Genomic DNA, 21,751 nt, shown 5'->3' with positions numbered 1-21,751 from the left:
CAATCATGGCCCGTAAGCGTTATTCAATTCAACTAAAAAAGGATATGAATATCGGAGATAAATATATTTTGCAAGAAATGGTTGGCGAAGGATCATACGGATATGTGTGGAAAGCCCTTCGCTGTGAAGATGAAGAAATTATCGCTTTAAAAATCCCGAAAAGCCAAGAGCGCGGTGATGCAGCATTAGTGGAAGGGGAGCGCTTTATTGGCGTTTCCCATGAAAATATTATCAATATTTATTGGATGGGCAGAGTAGACGGTTATTTTGTCATTGAAATGGAGCTGTTTGATGGGAAACCCCTCTCCCAAGAGTTAAATGAAGAGGGAATCAATCATCCAAGGACATTTCAAAAAATGTTTGATATTTTTGAACAAGTGCTAAATGGTGTTGAATTTATGCACTCTCTACGCATAGCGCATGGAGATATCAAACCGGACAATATTTTAATCAATGACACGACTGTAAAGCTCACAGACTTTGGAACAAGCCGCTTGATTGAAGATATTTTTATCAAAACAATTGATGGGGCTGGAACTTTTGCTTATATTGCACCTGAAGTTCTTCATTCACAAACACGATATTTAAATTCTGATATTTATTCTTTAGGGGTTTTGTTATATCAATTGTTAACTGGGAAAACTCCGCACGACACCTATTTTAATGTCATTCATAACGTCCCTTTTCCAAAACCGAGGGAATTGAACGAGCGCATTACACCTTCGATGGAAAAAGTAATCATGAAGGCGTTGGAGAGAAACCCGGAAATACGATATCAGTCGGTTACCGATTTCCGCACCGAATTTAAAAGAGCGGTAGATGAACATTTTCAACAGCAGCAAGTTGAAAAGTTTATTCCTCGTGTAACATTAGCAAGCAAACACGATCCGTTGGAATTAGCGGTATTGAACTGTAAACTCAAAAAATTTACATTAGCTGAAAAAATTTTGACGACAGAAATAACCAATGGAAATACGATGCCGGAAATCTCTTTGCAGCTCGCATACGTATATTACAAAACAGGGCGGTTATTTGAAGCGTTGCGGAAAATCGAACAGATTGAAGGAGCAGCGGTTGAGGATACACGCCAGGAAAGCTTTGCGACAGCCGTAAAAAATTTAAAAGCAAGAATTTTCTTAGCCATGAAAAAGTACGAGGAAGCGTTGCGCTTATATGAAGAGCTGTATCAAAAAGAACCTGATAATTTAGATTATCGTTATAAATTAGCAGCATGTTATGGAGTGTGCGGGCAAGGAGAAAAAACGATTCAAATTTTAGAACAAATCAACCAAGAGACACCGGGTATTTGGGTTGTTGTTAAAAAACTTGGTCAAGCGTACGAACAAAAAAAGGATTACGAGCGGGCAAGAGCTTATTTCAAATATGCTTTAAAACTTCGGCCTGATGACGAGTATGTAAAGCAGAGGTTAACAGCTTATGATTATTATTTGTAATCTCATGGAGCTTGTCCACTAATAAAGAGTTAGCAACACAATAAGCCTATATATGTTGAAGTAGGGGGGCAAGTTTTTTGTTGTCCCCCGAACAATAACACTGTCAGGTAATGCTATTCGGCTTCATAAGTTAGTCTAGCCGAATTTGGTAAGAAAGTTGTTCTAATAGGAGCTAAAACAACTTCATTTGCTCCTCGGCTGAAACGTTTTCTCCATCTATTATATACCCCATTGCTCGGTATCCTGCTAATCTTTTTTCAAACATCTTTTTCATAATCGGTATTTTGTGATCGACGTAATCATATACACGTACTTCTTGTTTATTCGCATGAATTCGGTGCAGACGTCCTACATATTGTTGTAACGTACCTTTCCACGAAATTGGCATTGCTAAAAATAAGGTGTCCAGCCTCGTGTTATCAAACCCTTCACCCACATATTTACCTGTAGCAATCACTAATCTCTCTACACCATCAGGAATAGAAGCAAGCTTTTGTAGTGCTTGTGCTTTCTCTTTTTTCGTCATTTTCCCACAGAGTACAATAATATTTTTTGCAAAACCTTTGAAGAGGTTTTGCAAAATTTCAATATGTTCAATTCGTTCTGTTAAAACTAACGGGCAGCGGCCTTCTTCAAGTGCGGACAATACGTCATCAAACAATTGTTGATTTCGTTGTTCATTAATTACAATTTCATGATAAAGATGTTGGATGTCTTTGTTTAAAGATGTAAAATTTGTATATCTCGGTATTAAGCGATGAATGAATGGCCGTACTTTTGCTTGTGTTTTCCCATCAATTTTATAACGAACAGGCCCACACTGCATATGAATAATGGGATGTAACCCATCTTTACGTGTCGGTGTAGCTGTTAATCCACACACATACTTAGCACGAATTTGTTTTAATACCTGTTCAAAACTGAACGCAGAAATATGATGGCATTCATCAATAATAATTTGACCGTATTGTGTAATAGACGACTTCAGTTCCCCTTTGTAATTTAAGCTTTGAATAGTAGCTATATCAACATTTCCTGTGATTTTGTTTTTTCCGCCACCGATTTGTCCAATTTCTTTTGATGGGATATTAAGAAACATAGATAATTGCTCTATCCATTGTTGTATCAACTGCGCCCGATGAACAACGACTAACGTATTAACTTTTCGTTCCGCAATTAAAGCCGCTGCTATCACTGTTTTTCCAAAACCGGTTGTTGCCGAGAGAATTCCTATATCATGCTTCAGTAGTTGCGATAAAGCATCATGTTGCTGGGAAGTTAACTCACCGTGAAATTGTACTTCAATTACCTGACCATCGAATCGATGGTCATTGACTTCAGCGTGAATAGATAGAGATGAGAGGAGATCAATAACCTCTTCCAAACAACCACGTGGTAATACTAAATATCCTCTTTCCTCCCAAGAACAGTTAATGACTCGTGGTATCCCGTATGTTGACAAACGGCTTTTCTGGGCTTTATAAAATTCAGGGTTTGCAAATGTTGCTGTTTTTGTCAACTTGGTCAAAAGGGAAGAGGAAACACCATCTTTTTTTACATATAGCCCATTTTTTAATTCAATTGTTACTTTCTTTGGATATATTTCATTAGTAGTAATCAACTTATTTTCATACTTCCGTATAACATCTCGTACTTCGTTTTTTGTCATCATTTGAACAGAAGACAAATATAGCCATTGATCTGGATAAGGTGTAAAAGATTCGTCCACAAATACACTATTCCCGTTGGCTCTTGGTTTTCGTTGAAGAGGTAAAGCGATTAAGTTACCAAACCCACCTTTAGGGAGTGTATCTTGATTCGGAAATAGCCGATCATAAGAATCTAAACCGAGTTCATACCGATTTTCCAACGTTTTTGCAAGCAACACCATTCCCATTTTACGAGCTAACGAAGCAGAAATCGCTTCGGAGAAAAAGATCCATACATGTGCACCATTTCCGGACCTTGATCGTTCAATACTATACGGTACGGAAAACTGTTTGCATATGTTGACAAAAGCTAATACATCTTCTTTCCAATTCTTTTTATCAAAATCAATTGCTAAAAAGAAACAAGTTTCATCTTTTTGCATTGGATAAATTCCAATTGTGTGTTTTCCACTTAAATGATCGTAAAGTACCTGATCATCTAGTGGCAATAACGTTCGGTGTTTGCACTCACTACATTTAATCTCCGGTTTTCGACAAAAAGGCGGTTGCCATTCATAGGCACAAGCCGGGGTATATCCCGTTCGTCCATCTTTTGACTCCCAGCGAACCGCATATACATCTGTTCGGCCTCGGAAAAGTCGCTTGAATAATCGAATCTTTTCTTCCGGTGAGGAGCGGTTATTGACCATCAGATTAGCTGAAGGAACAACAGAACGAACGTCCCTATTCTTTTGCATCATTGTTGAAAGAACTTGTTTTAAATATTCGTTTTCTTTTCTCAAACGTTCACATTCCGCAAGTACCTGTTCCAATTGAATTCGGATATCCATAACCTTCCCTCTGACCATTTTAATAAGCTGCTAATATTATTGTAAAACATTGCGCTAGAAGTTAAAAGTGAACACAACTTCATTAACCTGAAGGAAAAAATATTATTGGAATAGGAGAACTCGACACAAGGTTGTGAAAGTGATATCATGATATAAAAAATTGAAGGAGGCCGTAGTCATTATGAGCATTCTCAAAAAAGGGCTAGCGTTTGGACTCGGATTGGCGTTAGCGAGCAAAGAACAAGTAGAAAAGCTAATTGATGAATTGGTAAAAAAAGGGGAATTGTCGCTTGAAGAATCGAAGGATGTTATCGACCAGTGGAAGCAGCAAACAGAAGAAAGAAAAGCGGAATTGCAACGTATCGTGCGCGAACAGATCAAACAAGTGATCGATAAATTCGATTTAGTGACGAAAGACGAGCTGCAACAATTAGAGCAACGAATCCGCCGTTTAGAAGAAAAAGAAGACTAGTAATCAAACGGGGCCGCCCATATGGCCATTAAAGGAGATGGACGGATGATTGGAAAAAGAATGCGCCATATGAGCCGCTATCGCGATATCGCTGTCGCTTTGCTCCGCCATGGCTTTGAAATGGTGGTCGAAGAAATTGGTTTTTCCCAGCTTCTTTCCCTTCCGCAACGGCTGCGTGTGGACAAAAAGGAGAAGAATGAAAAAACGATCGGCGAGCGCATCCGCCTTGTGCTTGAAGAATTAGGACCAACCTTCGTGAAATTAGGCCAGCTGGCCAGTACGCGCCCCGATTTAATTCCAGAACACATTATTCGTGAACTGGAAAAATTGCAAGATCAAGTCCCACCTTTTTCGTTTGCCGATGTTCGCCGCATTATCGAGGAGGAGTTGGGGGAGAAACTGGATCATATTTTTCATTCTTTTGAGGAAGCTCCGCTTGCCGCCGCCTCGATCGGACAAGTTCATCGGGCGGTCCTTCATTCCGGCGAAAAAGTGGCGGTGAAAATTCAGCGTCCGCATATCGCCTCAATCATGGAAACGGATTTGGAAATTCTTCAAGATTTGACCGTGCTCGCGGAACGCCGCTTGGCATGGGCGGCGCAATATCAGATGCGGGATATATTGGACGAACTATCGAAATCGCTTCGCCTAGAGCTCGATTACACTGTGGAAGCGCGCAATGCCGAGAAATTTTCCAAACAGTTTCAAAGCGATCCGACGATTTATGTGCCAAAAGTGTTTTGGGATTATTCAACAAAAAAAGTGCTGACAATGGAATATGTGGAAGGCATCAAACTAGGGGAACTTGAGCGGCTGAAACAACGCGGCTATAACTTAAAAATTCTCGCGGAGCGGCTGGCCAAGGGAATGTTCCAGCAAATTTTTATGAAAGGCTTTTTTCACGGCGACCCCCATCCGGGAAATGTGTTAGCCTTGCCAGGAAACGTGATTGCGTTCATCGATTTCGGCATGGTAGGACGAATCACGTCAGAAATGAAATATCATTTATCGTCCTTCATGATCGCTTTGATGCGCCAAAGCACCGATGGAATCATGAAAACGATTGGGGATATGGGCTTGGTGCCGGATGATGTAGATGTAAGCCAGCTGCGCGAAGATATCGAGAAATTAAGAGAAAAATATTATCATATTCCGTTGAGCCAAGTCAGCCTCGGCGTAGCGGTTCACGATTTGCTTCACGTTGCATTCCGCCACTCGATCCGCATCCCGAGCGATTTAACGTTATTAGGGAAGGCGTTGCTGACGGTAGAAGGGGTCGTGGAAAAATTGGATCCCGACTTTAGCATTATCGACATTGCCGAACCGTTTGGTCGCCAGCTGCTAAAAGAACGACTCCGCCCGAAAAACGTAGCGGAAATGGCATGGAAACGCCTTTCCGATTACGGTGAACTGTTCGTGGATCTGCCGAAAAATGTAAAAGAATTAACGAGGCTGATGAAACAAGGGAAAGTGCGCCTAGAGATCGGCATCCCTGACTTGGATTTTCTATTAAGAAAATTAGACCAAATCAGTAACCGCTTATCGTTTAGCATCGTTTTGCTTTCCTTCAGCATCATTATGGTCGGCATTATCATTGGCTCTTCGATGGGCAGACAATCGACATTGTTGTGGAAAATCCCGGCCATCGAAATTGGCTTTTTCGTCGCTACCTTAATGTTTTGCTGGCTTTTATATTCGATTTTTAGATCAGGAAGGTTTTGAGTGGAACTCCCCCACTACTGGCTAACGTCAGTGGAAGTGGGGGATTTTTTTATGTTGCTGGCTGCAAGTGTGCGGCGGCGAAGAAAACAAATGGGACTATAAACGTGTGGACGGTTTGCTAATGGAAGAGCGTCAAGGGGCAACGTTCGTTCTTCCACTCGCAGCTATTATTGAAACAGGGAACCATATCGCCGAAACAAATGTGTACAAAAACTCATGCGGATTATTAGATAAAGAGTCGCCTTGGGCACAACTAAATTCAAGAAGGGGAACAGAAGATTCAAACTCCAGCTGATTTCTATCTTGCGTTAGCTTCTTTTAGTTTATTGACCGTCTGGAAGTGCCTGCTTTGGCTTGTCGTCATCTTTTCTGCCGCCGCAGGAGCTTTTTCTTTCGTTGATCCACTAAACCACTAAATAAGCTCGGTTTCTTGAGTAAGAAACATATTACAAAAAGTGGGGAATCAAGTAAAATAAAAGAGAGAAACAAAAGCCGAGAGAAAGGGAATAGATATGCAAGCGGCGAATGGAAAACGTGGACGTATTATTTTTCATATTGACTGCAATTCGTTTTTCGCGAGCTGCGAGGTGGCGCGTGATCCGTCGCTGAAAGACGAAGCGGTCGTCGTAGCGGGTGATCCGAAAGAACGGAGGGGGATTGTGCTAGCGGCTAATTACATTGCTAAGCAACGCTTTGGCATTTATACGACGATGCCGCTATGGGAAGCGAAGAAAAAATGCCCATCTCTTGTTGTGAGGAAACCGAATTTTTCGCTTTACCGCGAAATGAGCCAGCAAGTGTTCGCATTTTTACAGCGTATTTCTCCGCTTCTTGAGCGCGCTTCTATCGATGAAGGGTATTTAGATGTGACAGAAGTTTCATCGTCCCAACATCCGCTTGAATTAGCCCACCATATTCAGCGCGGACTACTTGAAACATTGCGTATCCCTGTCAGCATCGGCATTGCACCGAACAAGTTTTTAGCGAAAATGGCAAGCGAAATGAAAAAACCGCTCGGCATTACTGTCTTGCGCAAACGCGACGTCCCAATCGTATTATGGCCACTGCCGGTTGGGCAGATGCATGGAGTAGGCGACAAAACCGCCGAAAAGCTGAATGCGATGGGGATTGTCACGATTGGCGACTTAGCAAAAGCCGAAGAAACAGCACTCCAACAAAAACTCGGTATTTATGGCCTTCGTTTGAAAGAGCGGGCAAATGGCATTGACCACAGTCCGGTTGATCCAGAAGCGGGGGAGAAGTGGAAATCAGTCGGCAACTCGACAACGCTTCCATACGATGTAACAGAAGAACATGTTTTGTTTCAAGTACTTCGTGAACTCGCGGAGTCTGTCAGCGTACGAATGAAACAGAAGCGAGTGGTGTCTACAACCATCCAACTGACGATCCGCTATCACAACTTCCAAACGATCACTCGCAGCAAAACGTGGGACAACCCGTTTCAAGAAGCGGAAGAAATTTTTCGCTATGCAGCGCATTTATTGAAAAAGCACTGGAACAGTGAGCCCATTCGATTGCTCGGCATCACCGCTCTTGACGTCTTTGATCGCAAAGAAGCAGTCAAGCAACTAGACTTGTTTCATTATGAAGAAGAGGCCAAAATAGAAGCATTGTGGAAAACGGTAGAGAAGCTCCGAAAAAAATTCGGCGACACAGCGATTCAAAAAGGTGCCGCCTTGGTAGAAAAAGAGAGGGAGCAACAAAATTAAGACATGTATAGTAATAAACTAACTTCAAACAATCGATTGTAAAATAATAAAAATGGGAGGCATTTATGGGTACATATTATAGCTTAGGGATTATTAGTGAATTTGTGGCTGAATCAGAAAAGACTTTAACTCAAGCTGAATGGGAACAGCTTTTAACAAAACGATTAGATTTAAGTTTGTTCCAACTAACCATCCATGACAATAAAATTTATGGATCGCTTTATCCAGAAATTTTCAAGGAAAACATTAAAGATTTCTATCAAATTCTAAAGGAAATTGCTGGACCGAACCGAAGTGAAAACATTGATTATTATGAAAAGAAATTCGGAAGTAATCTAGATGATTATCATTATTCCGGAACCGTTCTTTTCGTTGAAGGTTCTGACGGTTCTTTAATTAAAATAGGCGTCCGCTTTGCTCTGCTATTTGTTGAGGGGAAGGTAAGTGTTGAAATTTTTAACACTGAGCCTCATTTAATAAATTGGTTATTTCGCAACAGTAAAATAGAGAATAAGCTTGCCGGCTGTGTTATAAGCGAGATTGTGTAACTAAAAAAACTAAGAGGGCAGTAGTAAATAGCAACTGCCTTATTTTTTGTTTTTATTAGTTTACATAATATAAATTATAGGAAGTTATAAACTTTTCATCTCAAAATATAAGTAAACTTATTATATTGAGATGAAAACAAAAATAAAACGTGCAGCGGCTTAGTTGGCTCGATTGGTTGACCGCTGCACGTTAGTGAATGTTTGATTTTGAAAAATCATAAATCTCATCCTTCCATGCAAGTTACGCAATGTCAATGTTCCGGTAGCGCACACCTTTGTATTGAACACGGATAGGAGTTCCCAGTTCTTTTTCGTATGTTTTCATTAATTTTTTTGCTTTTACAAACGCGTCCATCATTCCATCAGCAAGAATTGCTTCTTCCCGCACAACATGTTTTGCTTGCTCTGTGTAAAAAGAAAAGACATACTGTTTCAATACTCTCACCTCCCTATTTATATTATAGGGAAAATCTGTGTCCATTAAAATATATAAACTGTTACAATTGTGTTAACTTTTTATTAATCTCTCACCATATTTAATTAAAAAACGTGTAGCTATTTAAGCTACACGTTTGTAAGTGTGTTACGGATTATTTATTTTCCATTCCCAATACTTCAAATAGCTATAAGGGTTGATCGCATTCCAATTCAAATCATACATGCCAAAATGCAAATGAGCAATAAATTTTCCTGTCGTTCCGACCGGACCATATCCAGAATCGCCTACATAACCGATGAGTTGCCCTTTTTTTACCGTTTGTCCTTGTTCGATGCCCGGTGCGTAGCCTTGCATATGTGCATAGTAAATGTAAATCCCTTCATTTGTTTTGACAGTAAGACGCCAGCCGCCAAAATCGTTCCACCCTTTTCGAATGATCGTTCCGTCTGTTGCGGAGTAAATTCGTGTCCCTTTTGACGCGATAATGTCTGTTCCTTCATGAACGCGGTCACCGCCATATTGCCGGCTTTCTCCATACGTATCTCCAAACAGCGTGTACGTCCCTGCTTTAAGCGGGAAAAGAGCGTCTTGCAAGCGATCGGGAGCTACAGGCTTCGAAAGTTGCCCGTCGGCAATTTTTAATACTTGTCCAACATAAATCGTGTCAGAAGATAAGTTGTTTAACGTTTTCAACTGCTGGACATTCGTTCCGTATTTTAATGCAATGGCATATAAACTATCACTAGGTTGTACGGTATATGTGGTAGCTTTTGCTGTTGTTGGTGGTGCAGTTGGCACGGTAGTTACTGGTTTTGTGACATATAATGTTTGGCCAACAAAAACAGTATCTTTGTTTAATTGATTCCAAGATTTTAAATCAACAAACGAAACGCCGTAATCTCGGGCGATGATGGAAAGCGATTCTCCTGCCCGTACTGTATGAGTCGTATATGTTCCTTTTTCTGTCGGTATGATTAGCGTCTGTCCTGGATAAATAAAATCGTTTGCCAGCTGATTGCGAATTTTAATGTCCGCAATCAAAATTTGATACGTTTTGGCAATGGAGGATAATGTATCTCCTAGTTTTACTGTATAAGTCGTTTCGTGCTGGTGAGGCGGTAACAATGTTAACATTTGTCCAACATAAATTTGATCATCTTTTAGCGCATTCCATGCTTTTAAATCTTCTACTGATATACGATACGTGGTAGCGATTTTCCATAAACTATCTCCTGTTTGAACTTTGTACGTCCGTTCATGTGCGTGAACTTGTCCTACTCCACTAGCGAATAATGCCAAAGTCAATCCTGTTGCCCATGTTTTTTTCCTCATGCTGCACCTCTCTCTGCTAGTTTGGCATATTCCTATTTTACATGGAAGATCGCAGAGAAGGCAGACTGTAATTGTTGGAAATATTCTAACAACAAAAGAAGCTGACGCCGTGCATCAACTTCTTTTGTTGTTTTTATACTGTTCAACTGCTTCCGGGTAACGGGCGACCATATCTTCTTTCGACCATAAAAGCTGTTGCTGCAAATAATCGATTACAAGCGCATCTTCTGCCAATCCCGCAGCAAAATGCCGTTTTACCCATCTCTCAGCTTCCTCAAAGCTTAAAAAAGAAGGAATCGATGGATCATCATCGCACAAAACGATCCATTTGTTTTGCTCATCGTAAAAAAGCAAAAACCATTGTTCTTCATTGTTTTTGAAAAAAATTCCTTCGTGATGTTCTTTTATATTATAACGGTTTTGTTCCGCATCGTGATAAATGGGCGGAAGATGGAAAGCTGTCATAGCAAAACTTGAAAAAGTATGCTCATCCATCAAACAACCTGACGCTTTCGGATGTCCTCCGCCGCCGAATCGTTTAGCAAATTCCGCTACATTCACAAAATCATGGATCGTTCGAAACCCGATATGTTTCGTGCCAAGGTTCACCATAGCGATAAAATCCAAATGCGGACAACGTTTGGATAATGCATTTCCTAATTCCGATATATGTTGTTCGGCAAATACGATCCCGACGCAATATTCATCGATCCACGTTTGCACCATTTGTTTCTGTTTCAGGCGGATGTAACGCTGAATTTTCTTTTCTTCTACTTGAAACAAAAATTCTTCCATATCCGTAAATGAAAACATCTGTTGCGCTTGCAAACGTTCGGTCATTTGCTGCACAAACTCATCCATTCCTAGCATCGACAATAAATCATTGAGACGCTTTGCTTGGATGTTATTATTTTCATCCCATTCCCACGTATCATATTGACGGACAAGTTCAACAAATTCATCTAATGCCTCACTTCGTTGCAACTTTTGCTGGCGAACAAGATATTCATAAAATAACGAAGTTGCGCACGTCTTTTTTCCATGCTTATTTACCGGCTCCACCCAGCCCCATGGATAACGGTTAAAATGAAGGGCAGTGACATGATGATCAATGACTTGCACATGTTTTCCCGCTTGAAACCGTTCGTCCAGCTTCTTTTCTACTTCTTCGTTTACAGCTAGATCGGTAATATACACGTGTGCTTCGTCATGAGTATCGTTTTCAATAAATTGCCGCACACGTTCATTTAAATTTCGATACGAGCAATACGAAACATCTACTTTGCCTCCAAACGCAATAGTAGCGAGCAATCCACAGCCAATTCCGTCTAAATCGCTGTCTGTAAACAATTTGATCATTCATACCTCTCCCCTTATTATGTTCTACAAACTTTTATACAATAGCTTTTTCAGAAGAGGAAACAAAATGTCCGGAAGCTGTTCTACGTTTGGAACGAAAATGCTGTACTTTCCGTAAATGTTTTGGATCGTTTTTTGTTGCCCTTCATCAATGTCCCCGTTCGCTAAAAAGATATTAATGACCTCGATTCCTTTTTTTCTTGCTTCTAATACGGCTTCATGTGTATCGATAATGCCGTTTTGTTCATAGCCGTATGCTGCTGGTTCTCCATCGGAAAACACTAATAAAAATTTTTGCTTCTCTGTACGCTGTAACAACTGCCCCGTCATAATGCGAATGGCAAAACCGTCGCGATTGTCCTCTTGAGGTTCGAGCTGAATAATTTCGGCACCGCTTTGTTTCTTAAGCGATTTAGAAAAAGAAATGACCGTCTGAAAATAATTCGGTTGCTTCGTTTCATTTGCTTCATTGGAATCTTCCCAAAAACCGACGATTTGGTGAGGGACAAACACCGATTTCAATGCCTCATGAAATAAAACGATTCCCCGCTTCGTTTCTTCCATTTTATCGTGCATTGAGGCGGAGCAATCGACTAAAAGTGTAAAGACTGCATCGATTGCGATAGATGGTTCATGTTTTTTATAAAACAGGCGCGGCTGTTCGTCTGTCCATAAACGAAGCAATTTTTTATGCAAACGGCCAAAATGCAAATCGGTGCGCGGCATTATTTTCTTATGTTCCAGCGTTTTTTCGATCATTTTTTTTAGCTTCTTCTGATAGGAAACAATCTCTGCTTTCATCTTCTCATACTCAGCAAGTTGTTGAAAAGAAGGTGGTTGAGGAGAAAGGAAAATCGCTTCGGCATATTTGTTTTCTTTACCATACGGTTCGCCTTTTCCTGTTTGCCGTATGTCTCGTTTCTTTTCGATGGCGTTTTGTTTCGTATAATCGTTCCGTTTGCTTTTTTGCACAGAACCTTGAACGATTGCGAGCGCCTGATCCCCTTCTTCCCCTTCCCGTACTCCTTCTCCTAACAAATCGGTTTGTGATCCTTGCTCCAGTTCGAATTGTAAAAAGCTTTTCGTCATATCGCTCGTTTCACGATGCCATGTCGGCAATTTTTGTTCATGAATATCCTCGTCGCCTTTCTTTTTCTGATCCAGCACATCACGGTTATTGAGCGCATTTTTCCGTTTCATATCATCGATCGTCAGCATTGCTTCTTCCGTCCCATAGCTATGTTCCGGTAAATAAAAATACGTATTTAACATATCATGTTCCAGCACTTCATCAAGTGTTTCTGTAATCATGAAAGCGACGCGAGCCACATCTTTTGTCGAAACGGCATCAAAAAATTGACCGAGCGTTTGACGAAGCCACGGCATCATTCGGTCAATCGGTTCATAAATCATCGGAATATCTTCAAGTGGCGATTCAGATGTTAATAATAAATAGATGACTGTAAATAACGCATCGGTATAAACGCTTTTCATCAAGTTGGCATTCGTTTGGCTTTGGAAATAATGACGATACACGCGGCGGCGAGTGGAAAACCATTTTTTTGTACCAGGACGTTCTTTTTTGCAAATTTCCTCAAGCCGCAAATCTTCGGCCAGCATAAATAACTGTTTTGCAAAGCTGGGGATCGATGTCATGGTTGCTTTATCAATGAATGATTTCACTTCAGTAACATCCGTATGAAACAAAGTTCCAACTGCTCGCAAACATACATCGCTTTTCAAACCGTTCACTTTTTCTTCGTTCGGCCGATTGTCCCAAAAATAGCTGACGTATAATGTTCGATTTTGAAAATCGAGATATGATTGAAACCCGAATTTGACTTCCCAATCATTTTGTTTTGTTAACGTTTTGGTTAAATCGGATAGCTCCATAAATAAAAACGAATCAATTTTTTTATCATTAAATTGGATGAAACGTCTCATCGTTGTTCCCTCACTCAAAGAGTGTTTCGGCAATGTTTCGCACAGCTGCCTTCTCGCGGTCATCTTCCAGTTTTTCGACTATTCCCCGTTCAATCGCGCGAAGCGGTGGCAAATAGACGGCTAAGTCACAGGCGTCAATTAAGGCACGAATGGAAGCCGCTTCCTCAGAAATTTGACCGTTTTTGACTTGGATAAGCAAATCTGCCGAGAGTTTAACAAAACGTTCGATTAATACGTCGTCTTTTAATATACTTTGCGCCAACAAGACAGATTTTAATGCAGCGCCTTGAATGTACGGTACATCAATGACAATAAAGCGATTTTTCAGCGCTTCATTCAAAGGAACCGTTCCGATATAGCCTTCGTTAATCGCTGCAATCACTCCAAATGTATTTTCCGCTTTGACCACTTCGCCAGTAAATGGATTCGTGATCGTTTTCCGATAATCGAGTACTCCATTCAAAATCGGCAGCGTTTCTGGTTTGGCCATGTTAATTTCATCAATATAGAGTAAATGTCCTTTTTTCATCGCTTGAATCACAGGCCCCGGAATAAATTCAATCGTTGTTTTTCCGTCTCGTTCTTGAATCGTTTTAAAGCCGAGCAATGCTTCTGCATCTAAATCAACGGAGCAGTTTACGCTATGCATCGGCTGGCCAAATAAGTACGATAACGTTTCCGCTAGTTTCGTTTTTCCAGCTCCTGTTGGCCCTTTTAACAATACGTTTTTTCCGAGTGCTAATGCAATGATGGCATCATATATAATGGTTTCATCGGCTGCTGTATAACCGCCTTTGCCTATGAGATATTCATTTTCATGATAAGCAAACCGTTGCTTTCGTTCTTGGATGATTTGTTTGATCGTATGAGGCAATGATGGAATATTCATGATGCCGTCGTCCTTTCTCTCTTGTTTGATCAATACCATATCATTCTACTAAATCCGTCTGTTTGGTGCAAAAAAGATGATTGGTTTTACATAAAAATATTATGTAAACATAAAACGGGAGAGTCAGCTATCCTCCCCATTAACTAAAATTATCTTGAATGGCTTTGCGAATAAGCGCTTCGCAGCGATCTAATTCCGCTTTTAATTGCCGCTTATATAATTTCGCTTTTTCATATCCCCCATCAGCAAACCGGTAATACACGACTTCTTGATACTTCATGCCCTCTTTCTTTTGCTTTACCTGTTTTAAAATTCCGTCCTCAATTAAATCGTGCAACGCTTTGTACACTTCTGAATGGTTCGGTTTATAACCATATGGTTTAAACTCTTGGCGCAGCACGTCTAATATTTTGAGTCCATATAAACGTTCTTGCTCTGTAAGTGTGATTAAATACAACTTTAAAAATGCACGCTGTTTTAATAAAAATCCACTTGGTGTCCGTTTTTCGCGCATGGTCTAGCTCCTTTCATAAATAGAGGTATTTACAATTGACCCCTTTTTTATAATCATTCAATTTTGTTTATAAAAGTCCTTCTTTTTTTAATGTGTTTTTATTTAGAACATAGTTTATTTTATAAATATGAAACAAAAAAAGAAATACCCGTTCTGCGACGGGCATTTCTTTTTATGTGTTTAGTTAAAAACAATCGTCTTATTTTGATGAATAATGACGCGATCTTCTAAATGCCACTTTAACGCTCGGACAAGGACTGTTTTTTCAATAATGCGTCCGACTCGCTTTAAATCTTCCGGATGGTAGCGGTGATCCACTCTCGCTACATCTTGTTCGATAATCGGTCCTTCATCTAAATCGTCTGTTACATAGTGCGAAGTCGCCCCGATCAATTTTACCCCTCGCTCATAAGCGCGCTCATATGGTCTTGCCCCGACGAACGCCGGAAGAAATGAGTGATGGATATTGATAATGCGCGACGGAAATTGTGCAACAAACTTTGGCGATAAAATTTGCATATAACGGGCAAGTACGATCGTATCAATCTTATATTCTTTTAATAACGCCATTTGTTTTTGTTCAGCTTCCTCTTTTCTTTCTTTTGTCACCGGAATGCAGTAATAAGGAATACCGATCGACTCAACACTTTCTCTCATATATTCATGATTGCTGATGACGAGGGCGATATCCGCCAACAACTCCCCTGCTTGCCAATCCCATAACAATTCTAATAAACAATGTTCTTCTTTCGAAACAAAAATTGCAAGCTTTTGCATATCATTATGTAAGCGAAAGCGCCAATTCATTTGAAAAGTTTGAGCGATCGTTTGAAAATCTTTTTCAATTTGCTCTTTTCTCGCTGCGATTTCCGGAGCGTCGAACTCAATTCGCAAAAAAAATGTACCGCCTTCTGGATCAGTGGAATATTGGCTCGATTCGACAATATTGGCTCCCTGCTCGTATAAAAAGGATGTCACTGCGGCCACAATTCCGGGCTGATCCGGACATGAAATAACAAGACGGGCACGATTTTGATAATTTTGTAAAAATGTTTGCAGACGACGTTCGCGAAAAGTGTGCATGTTCATTTTCCTCCTAAATACGATTTTTCATATCACATAATCATACAAAAAAACGGTTGGAATTCCAACCGTTTTTCTCAAAATGCAGTCAATTGCCTGTTATAAAACTATTTTGTTAAGTCGCCAGCTGGACCGAAAAATTCGTAATGGATGTTTTCTTCCGGAACTCCCCATTCTTTCAACGCATGATAGACCGTTTTCATAAATGGAAGCGGACCACAAAAATAAAAATCTGCATGTTGATCTTGGACAACGGATTGAATCCATTCTAAATGAATAAATCCTTCTTTTGCAAAATGCGGTTTTTGGCGATCCGTTTCAGACGGCGATTGATAACAGATGTAATAAGAAAGCGACTCATGCTCTTCTGTTAAGCGAGTCATATGGGAATCGAACGCGTGGACATTCCCATTTACAGCGGCATGAATGAAAGTTATTTTCCGTTCCGGCTGCTTCATTACTAATGTGTTGGCCATGCTTAATAACGGAGTAATGCCAACTCCGCCGCTAATCAATACAACAGGTGTTTCTTTCGTCATATCAAGTGTAAAATCTCCGGCTGGTGCACTCAATTCAAGTACGTCCCCTTCTTGGACATGGTCGTGCAAATAGTTAGAAACGATGCCAGCTGGTTGCTCATCTGTTGCTGCTTCTTTTTTCACGCTAATTCGATAATACTGTTTTCCAGGAGCATCGGACAAGCTATATTGGCGAATGTGCGTGTATGTTTCACCCGGGATATCCACTTTCACACTCACATATTGTCCCGGCAAGAAATCACTAATCGCTCCTTGATCTTCTGGAACGAGATAGAACGAAGTAATGACATCGCTTTCTTTTACTTTTTTCTGTACAACAAATTTGCGGAAATCTTTCCATCCCCCTGTTTTTTTCTCCGCTTCATTATACATTTGTTCCTCTACTTGAATAAATACATCCGCAATGACTCCGTACGCTTCTTTCCACGCGTCGATCACTTCATCTGTCGCTGCATCGCCTAACACATCTTTAATCGCCAGTAATAAATGCTTGCCGACAATCGGATAATGCTCTTTTTTGACCCCTAAGCTGCGATGTTTATGTCCGATTTGTTTAACGACCGGTAAAATCGCTTCGAGATTGTCAATATGTTTGGCAGCAGCGTATATAGAAGCCGCTAACGCTTTTGGCTGACGTCCTTGCTTTTGATGCGCGTGGTTAAAAATATTCAACAGCTCTGGATGGTTGGAGAACATCAGCTGATAAAAGCGCTTCGTAATTTGCTCTCCGTATTGCTCAAGCACAGGAACAGTTGATTGAATCACTTCAATCGTTTTTTTGCTTAATAATGGTTTTGTTTCACTCATGAACGAATCCCCTCACAAAACATGTATTTTATATACATGTTTATTGAAACATATCGTTTAATAAAAAAGCAATATTTCAAATACACCTTTAACAAAATGTTCACAATTTCGCGCTTGTTTAAAACATATGGTAAAATTAATGAACAAAACAAGCTTTTAAAGGTGTGAAAAACGATGCAACTGACAAACTATACCGAATATGCTCTCCGGGTACTTCTCTTTCTAGGATCATTAGAACCAGGGGAAAAAACGAATATTAAAGAAATCTCCCGTGCATTTTCCATTTCGGAAAATCATTTAAGTAAAATTGTATACGAGCTTGGAAAACAAGGATTTATTGAAACGATTCGTGGGCGAAACGGGGGTATTCGTCTTGCAAAAAAACCAGAAGACATTCAAATTGGCACAGTCGTCCGCCAAACAGAAGATAATTTATCGCTCGTTGAATGTTTTGCTGCTCATGGAAACCATTGTATTATCACCCCTGTTTGTGGGTTAAAGCATGTGCTCCACGAAGCGTTAGAAGCGTTTTTACGCGTGTTAGATTCGTATACATTGGCCGATTTACTTGCGAATAAAAACCATTTGCAATCTATCTTCCAACAAAAACGAGTGTAACAAACGTATTCAATTGTCATCTTTCGTAAAATATATTAATATTAGAAAGGTGTGCAAAAAGCTAAAGTTCAAAGGAGGTCAAAATGAAAGACATACTAACATCATTACCGCCTTATTTAAAAATGGAAAATGATGAACTTTGGTTGACAGAAGACGACCGTGAAAATTTAAAAATCAGCTACCGGATTAAAGAGATTATCTTTTCTGAGCAATCTCCGTTTCAGCATGTCATGATTTTAGACTCATACGATTTCGGAAGAATGCTTGTGCTCGATGGCGTCGTGCAAACAACCTCGATTGACGGCCATATTTATAACGAAATGATTTCTCACGTTCCACTTCAATTTCATCCATCGCCGAAGAAAGTATTAATTATTGGCGGTGGAGATTGCGGAGCAGCACGAGAAGTAGCAAAATATAAACATGTCGAAGAAATTCATATGGTCGAAATTGATGAAAAGGTCGTGCAATCTTGCAAAGAGCATTTGCCAGAAGTTTCTGGGAACTTATCGGATCCGCGTGTTCGGTTTATTTATACAGATGGAGTGGCATTTGTGAAAGACCACGCAAATACGTACGATGTCATCATTATCGATTCTTCCGACCCTGTTGGTGCAGCGAAAGAATTATTTTCATACAGTTTCTATGAAAATATTCATCGCGCATTGAAGGAAGACGGAATGATGGTCTGCCAAAGCCAATCCCCGATCTTCCATAAGGACATATTAAAACAAACTTATACGAACATTCGTCAATTATTCCCGCATGCGTCCATCTACACCGCAACTGTACCGACATATCCAGGCGGGTTATGGAGCTTTACAATTGGCGCGAAAATTCCTCTTTCACTCCCTGACACATCGTCGTTGCCAGCTGACACAAAATATATTAACGATGCCATATTGACACAATGTTTTCAATTGCCGCAATTTATGAAAACGATATTGTCATAATGGAACAGGGCTCCCAAAAGGATGCCCTGTTTTTCGCGCATTTACTAAAAAATCGCTGTCTAGCTCTAGGCATTATCAGTATGAGGCGCCCCGCCCTATCTTTCAGCGGCTAAGCCCGCTCGGAAGTTGTAGGATCTTCGCCGACGTTTTTGTTAAAAGAGCGGCTGGCAACGATAGAAATTGTTAAATCGTCAGCTGGAGGATTATGCAATCCTGCCCGAACATCGCGATAGTAGCGTTGAAGCGGATGGGAAGCAAATAAACTTTGACCGCCGACGACACGCATGGCCATATCCACTGCGTTTATCGCTATGTTCGTTGCTACATATTTCACCGCTGCCAATTCTTCTTTCATTTTTTCCCGTTTATCGGGATGACGATCCCACCGATCAGCAACCGAATACATAAAATGGCGCGCAGCCATCAGTTCGATATCGATTTGTGCGATTTTTCGCCGAACCTCCGGCACTTCCGCAATCGGGTGTGGTAAAGTATTCGGTTGATACGATTTGGCAAACGCGATCGCCTCATTACGGGCAGCGATGGCAATCCCTAAATAACAAGCAGGAATATGCAGAAGCCATCCTTGCGCTCTCCCTTTCTGCTGTGATGAACCAAGAATTTCAACAAGTGCTTTTTCGTCTACCACTACATTCTCTAAAATGAGATCATCACTTCGCGTCCCCCTCATTCCAAGCGTATTCCACGTTTCTTCGATTTTGAGACCAGAAGCAGTTTTCGGAATTAAAAAGTTTCCTACTTCTCCTGTTTCCTTTATCGTGGCCGATACGATAAAGTAATCAAGCGCAGGAGCAAGCGATGTATACGTCTTTCGTCCGGAAATCACCCAGCCGCCATTTCGTTTTTCTGCGGTCGTTTCCGGTTTCCCGCCACGTGCTGGGCTTCCTGTTGCTGTTTCTGATTGGGCGCTGTTTAATAATACTTGCTTTTCAACAATTTCTTTGCAAATGCGGGCAAACACCTCTTTTGGCCATTTTTTCTGCTCTGCTAAATTCATCACGATACCTAAATGCCATCCGAGTGATAAAGCGGTTGCCCCATCTCCTTGAGCAATCGTTTCTTGTACAAGTAGAAACTCATATAACGAAATTTCTTCTCCCCCATATTGTTTAGGTACAGTAAGAGAGAGGAAATGCGCTTTTTTCAACTGTGCAAAATTCTCGAATGGAAAAACTGCTTGCTCGTCATGCCAATGAGCGCGCTGTTGAAACTGTTTCGATAGCTGTGCGGCTTGTTGTTGCAGGCGTTTCTCTCGTTCAGTCCGAAGAAACAAATGATATAAATCGTTCATGATTCTCCCCTTTTCTTTTTTCTTTGTTTTTCATTTTACCTGTTATTAGAGAAGAAGAAAAATAATATGCAAAAAAGCTGTCTTTTTTTGACAGCTTTTTGGAAAAATTAACTTTCTTTTGCTTGTTCGGCATCAGACAACATATAGCGTTGCAATTGTTGCCGTAAGTCATCCGGGATCGGCTCGCTTTTTTGTGTCTCAAAATTAAAATAAACAACAGCTGTTTCGCCAATGGCAATTAATGCTTTCGTCTTTGCATCTAAAATGCGATGGACAATATGAAAGCTTTTATTCCCGATTTTCGATACATTCGTTTCCACATTTAGCGTTTGCCCAAAATACGCTTGGTTGACAAAATCGCATTTCGCAGAAGCAAGAATAAAACGCCATTCATGAACATCAGTGCCATATCCTAATTGTTCAAATAAGCGGATTCGCGCTTCTTCTAAGTACACAAAATAATTCGTATTGTTCACATGTCCAAGCGCGTCTGTTTCGCAAAAGCGAACGGTGATCGTTGTTACATGAGCAGACATCCAATCTCCCCTTTATTTAACTGACTAGTCAGTATATTTTGTTTTTTATATGATAGCGGGAATTTCCTCTTATTTCAATAAAAATTTAAATGTTATATTGATTATTTAGAACATAGTTTATTTTTTACAATTAAAATGTCCGATGGATGGCCATCGATCTTATCACCAAAACAATGGAACAACGAGATAGCTAATCAGCGATAAAATTCCGCACAATAACGAAATTTGCAGTTTATACTTGGCGTACTCCATTAAATCTAAATCCATAATCGAAGCGGTTGTAATCGTTGTGTCTCCCAGCGGCGAGGCGAACGCGCCAAATGTGCCACTGGCAAATACAGCCCCTACCGTCATCGGCAGCGAGGCGCCTGTCGCCACCGCAAGCGTCACACCAAGCGGCATAAACAACCCCCATGTTCCCCATGATGTGCCGATAAAATAAGAAATCAAAGATCCGAGAGCAAACATCGTCGCAGGAACGATTTCTTTTGGCAAAAACGTTCCGAACGTAGAAGTAATATAGGTTGAAAATCCTAAGTGTTCCGCTGTCAAAGATAAAGCCCAAACGAGAATCAACATGCTGATGGGCGCCATTAGTTCATTGCCGCCATCAAAAAAATGATAAATCAATTCATGGAGCTTCTGGCGACGAATGAAATAAAATAAAGCCGTGATGAGGATGGTCACAAATAATGCCAACAACATCACAAACGTTGCATCTGCATTGGAAAAAGCAGCAATAATCGTCGTAGCTCCTTTTTTCGTCCCATCGTACCAAAGAAAAAACATTGTTAGCACTAAAATAAACAGAAGCGGAAAAAACAGATGAAGCGGCTCCCCTACGACTAGTGCAAGCTCTTTTTTTAACCCTAATCGATGGAAATAATTAGTTTTACTTTCTTCCTTTTCGCCATCTTCTTTTCCGATCCGAATGTTTTTAAATGTCGTCACAATCCCAACAATAAGCCCGATGATCGCAAAAAAATTATACGGCAAGCTC

The 21,751-nt window shown here is 40.5% G+C and carries 20 protein-coding genes; 8 read left to right on the top strand and 12 right to left on the bottom strand.

Going from position 1 to position 21,751, the window contains the following annotated elements:
• The first annotated feature begins 5 nt into the window (after window positions 1-5).
• Window positions 6-1,454: a serine/threonine-protein kinase gene (locus HNQ34_RS14500; protein ID WP_221277450.1), complete on the top strand. Its 1,449-nt coding sequence runs from the start codon at window positions 6-8 to the stop codon at window positions 1,452-1,454.
• 172 nt (window positions 1,455-1,626) lie between these two features.
• Here HNQ34_RS14500 and HNQ34_RS14495 read toward each other — a convergent pair whose 3' ends face one another.
• Window positions 1,627-3,954 (bottom strand): TOTE conflict system archaeo-eukaryotic primase domain-containing protein, encoded by a 2,328-nt coding sequence (locus HNQ34_RS14495; protein ID WP_183255876.1) that lies wholly within the window; start codon window positions 3,952-3,954, stop codon window positions 1,627-1,629.
• Between the two features lie 181 nt (window positions 3,955-4,135).
• Between HNQ34_RS14495 and HNQ34_RS14490 the strand changes: the two genes are divergently transcribed.
• The 5 genes from HNQ34_RS14490 (at window position 4,136) to HNQ34_RS14470 (ending at window position 8,426) form a co-directional block, all read left to right on the top strand.
• Complete coding sequence (locus tag HNQ34_RS14490) at window positions 4,136-4,426, top strand: phasin family protein (RefSeq protein ID WP_183255873.1); 291 nt, start codon at window positions 4,136-4,138, stop codon at window positions 4,424-4,426.
• 45 nt (window positions 4,427-4,471) lie between these two features.
• Complete coding sequence (locus HNQ34_RS14485) at window positions 4,472-6,148, top strand: ABC1 kinase family protein (protein WP_183255927.1); 1,677 nt, start codon at window positions 4,472-4,474, stop codon at window positions 6,146-6,148.
• 121 nt (window positions 6,149-6,269) lie between these two features.
• Window positions 6,270-6,443, top strand: a complete 174-nt coding sequence (locus HNQ34_RS14480) for a hypothetical protein (protein ID WP_183255871.1) — start codon at window positions 6,270-6,272, stop codon at window positions 6,441-6,443.
• A 217-nt stretch (window positions 6,444-6,660) separates the two neighbouring features.
• Entirely contained in the window at window positions 6,661-7,878 is a 1,218-nt protein-coding gene (locus tag HNQ34_RS14475; RefSeq protein ID WP_183255869.1) for a DNA polymerase IV, read from the top strand.
• A gap of 65 nt (window positions 7,879-7,943) precedes the next feature.
• Window positions 7,944-8,426: a hypothetical protein gene (locus HNQ34_RS14470; protein ID WP_183255867.1), complete on the top strand. Its 483-nt coding sequence runs from the start codon at window positions 7,944-7,946 to the stop codon at window positions 8,424-8,426.
• 241 nt (window positions 8,427-8,667) lie between these two features.
• Here HNQ34_RS14470 and HNQ34_RS14465 read toward each other — a convergent pair whose 3' ends face one another.
• The 8 genes from HNQ34_RS14465 to hmpA form a co-directional block, all read right to left on the bottom strand.
• A complete protein-coding gene (locus tag HNQ34_RS14465) occupies window positions 8,668-8,862 on the bottom strand; it encodes a hypothetical protein (RefSeq protein ID WP_183255865.1) in 195 nt (64 codons plus the stop codon).
• A gap of 147 nt (window positions 8,863-9,009) precedes the next feature.
• Window positions 9,010-10,197: a LysM peptidoglycan-binding domain-containing protein gene (locus HNQ34_RS14460; RefSeq protein WP_183255863.1), complete on the bottom strand. Its 1,188-nt coding sequence runs from the start codon at window positions 10,195-10,197 to the stop codon at window positions 9,010-9,012.
• Between the two features lie 114 nt (window positions 10,198-10,311).
• Entirely contained in the window at window positions 10,312-11,556 is a 1,245-nt protein-coding gene (locus HNQ34_RS14455) for a DHH family phosphoesterase (RefSeq protein ID WP_183255861.1), read from the bottom strand.
• A gap of 24 nt (window positions 11,557-11,580) precedes the next feature.
• Window positions 11,581-13,500: a vWA domain-containing protein gene (locus HNQ34_RS14450; RefSeq protein ID WP_183255859.1), complete on the bottom strand. Its 1,920-nt coding sequence runs from the start codon at window positions 13,498-13,500 to the stop codon at window positions 11,581-11,583.
• A 10-nt stretch (window positions 13,501-13,510) separates the two neighbouring features.
• The gene (locus HNQ34_RS14445) at window positions 13,511-14,389 is read right to left on the bottom strand and encodes an ATP-binding protein (RefSeq protein ID WP_183255857.1); all 879 of its coding nucleotides are present in this window, start codon (window positions 14,387-14,389) and stop codon (window positions 13,511-13,513) included.
• A gap of 139 nt (window positions 14,390-14,528) precedes the next feature.
• On the bottom strand, window positions 14,529-14,903 hold the full coding sequence (locus HNQ34_RS14440) for a helix-turn-helix transcriptional regulator (RefSeq protein WP_183255855.1): 375 nt from the start codon (window positions 14,901-14,903) through the stop codon (window positions 14,529-14,531).
• Window positions 14,904-15,083: 180 nt separating this feature from the next.
• Entirely contained in the window at window positions 15,084-15,986 is a 903-nt protein-coding gene (purU, locus tag HNQ34_RS14435) for a formyltetrahydrofolate deformylase (RefSeq protein WP_183255853.1), read from the bottom strand.
• Window positions 15,987-16,093: 107 nt separating this feature from the next.
• Window positions 16,094-17,332, bottom strand: a complete 1,239-nt coding sequence (gene hmpA, locus HNQ34_RS14430; RefSeq protein WP_183255851.1) for an NO-inducible flavohemoprotein — start codon at window positions 17,330-17,332, stop codon at window positions 16,094-16,096.
• 174 nt (window positions 17,333-17,506) lie between these two features.
• Between hmpA and HNQ34_RS14425 the strand changes: the two genes are divergently transcribed.
• A complete protein-coding gene (locus HNQ34_RS14425) occupies window positions 17,507-17,950 on the top strand; it encodes an Rrf2 family transcriptional regulator (protein WP_183255849.1) in 444 nt (147 codons plus the stop codon).
• Window positions 17,951-18,033: 83 nt separating this feature from the next.
• The gene (speE, locus tag HNQ34_RS14420) at window positions 18,034-18,903 is read left to right on the top strand and encodes a polyamine aminopropyltransferase (RefSeq protein ID WP_183255847.1); all 870 of its coding nucleotides are present in this window, start codon (window positions 18,034-18,036) and stop codon (window positions 18,901-18,903) included.
• A gap of 109 nt (window positions 18,904-19,012) precedes the next feature.
• Here the strand turns inward: speE and HNQ34_RS14415 are convergent, their stop codons facing one another.
• The 3 genes from HNQ34_RS14415 to HNQ34_RS14405 form a co-directional block, all read right to left on the bottom strand.
• A complete protein-coding gene (locus HNQ34_RS14415; protein ID WP_183255846.1) occupies window positions 19,013-20,215 on the bottom strand; it encodes an acyl-CoA dehydrogenase family protein in 1,203 nt (400 codons plus the stop codon).
• A 107-nt stretch (window positions 20,216-20,322) separates the two neighbouring features.
• A complete protein-coding gene (locus HNQ34_RS14410) occupies window positions 20,323-20,751 on the bottom strand; it encodes an acyl-CoA thioesterase (RefSeq protein ID WP_183255844.1) in 429 nt (142 codons plus the stop codon).
• Window positions 20,752-20,913: 162 nt separating this feature from the next.
• Window positions 20,914-21,751: Na+/H+ antiporter NhaC family protein (locus HNQ34_RS14405; RefSeq protein ID WP_221277449.1), on the bottom strand; the 838-nt coding region annotated here is incomplete at its 5' end.

Origin of the sequence: Anoxybacteroides tepidamans (assembly GCF_014201465.1) — a bacterium.
Taxonomy (GTDB): Bacteria; Bacillota; Bacilli; order Bacillales; family Anoxybacillaceae; genus Anoxybacteroides; species Anoxybacteroides tepidamans.
This window is presented reverse-complemented; position numbering and strand designations above follow the sequence as displayed.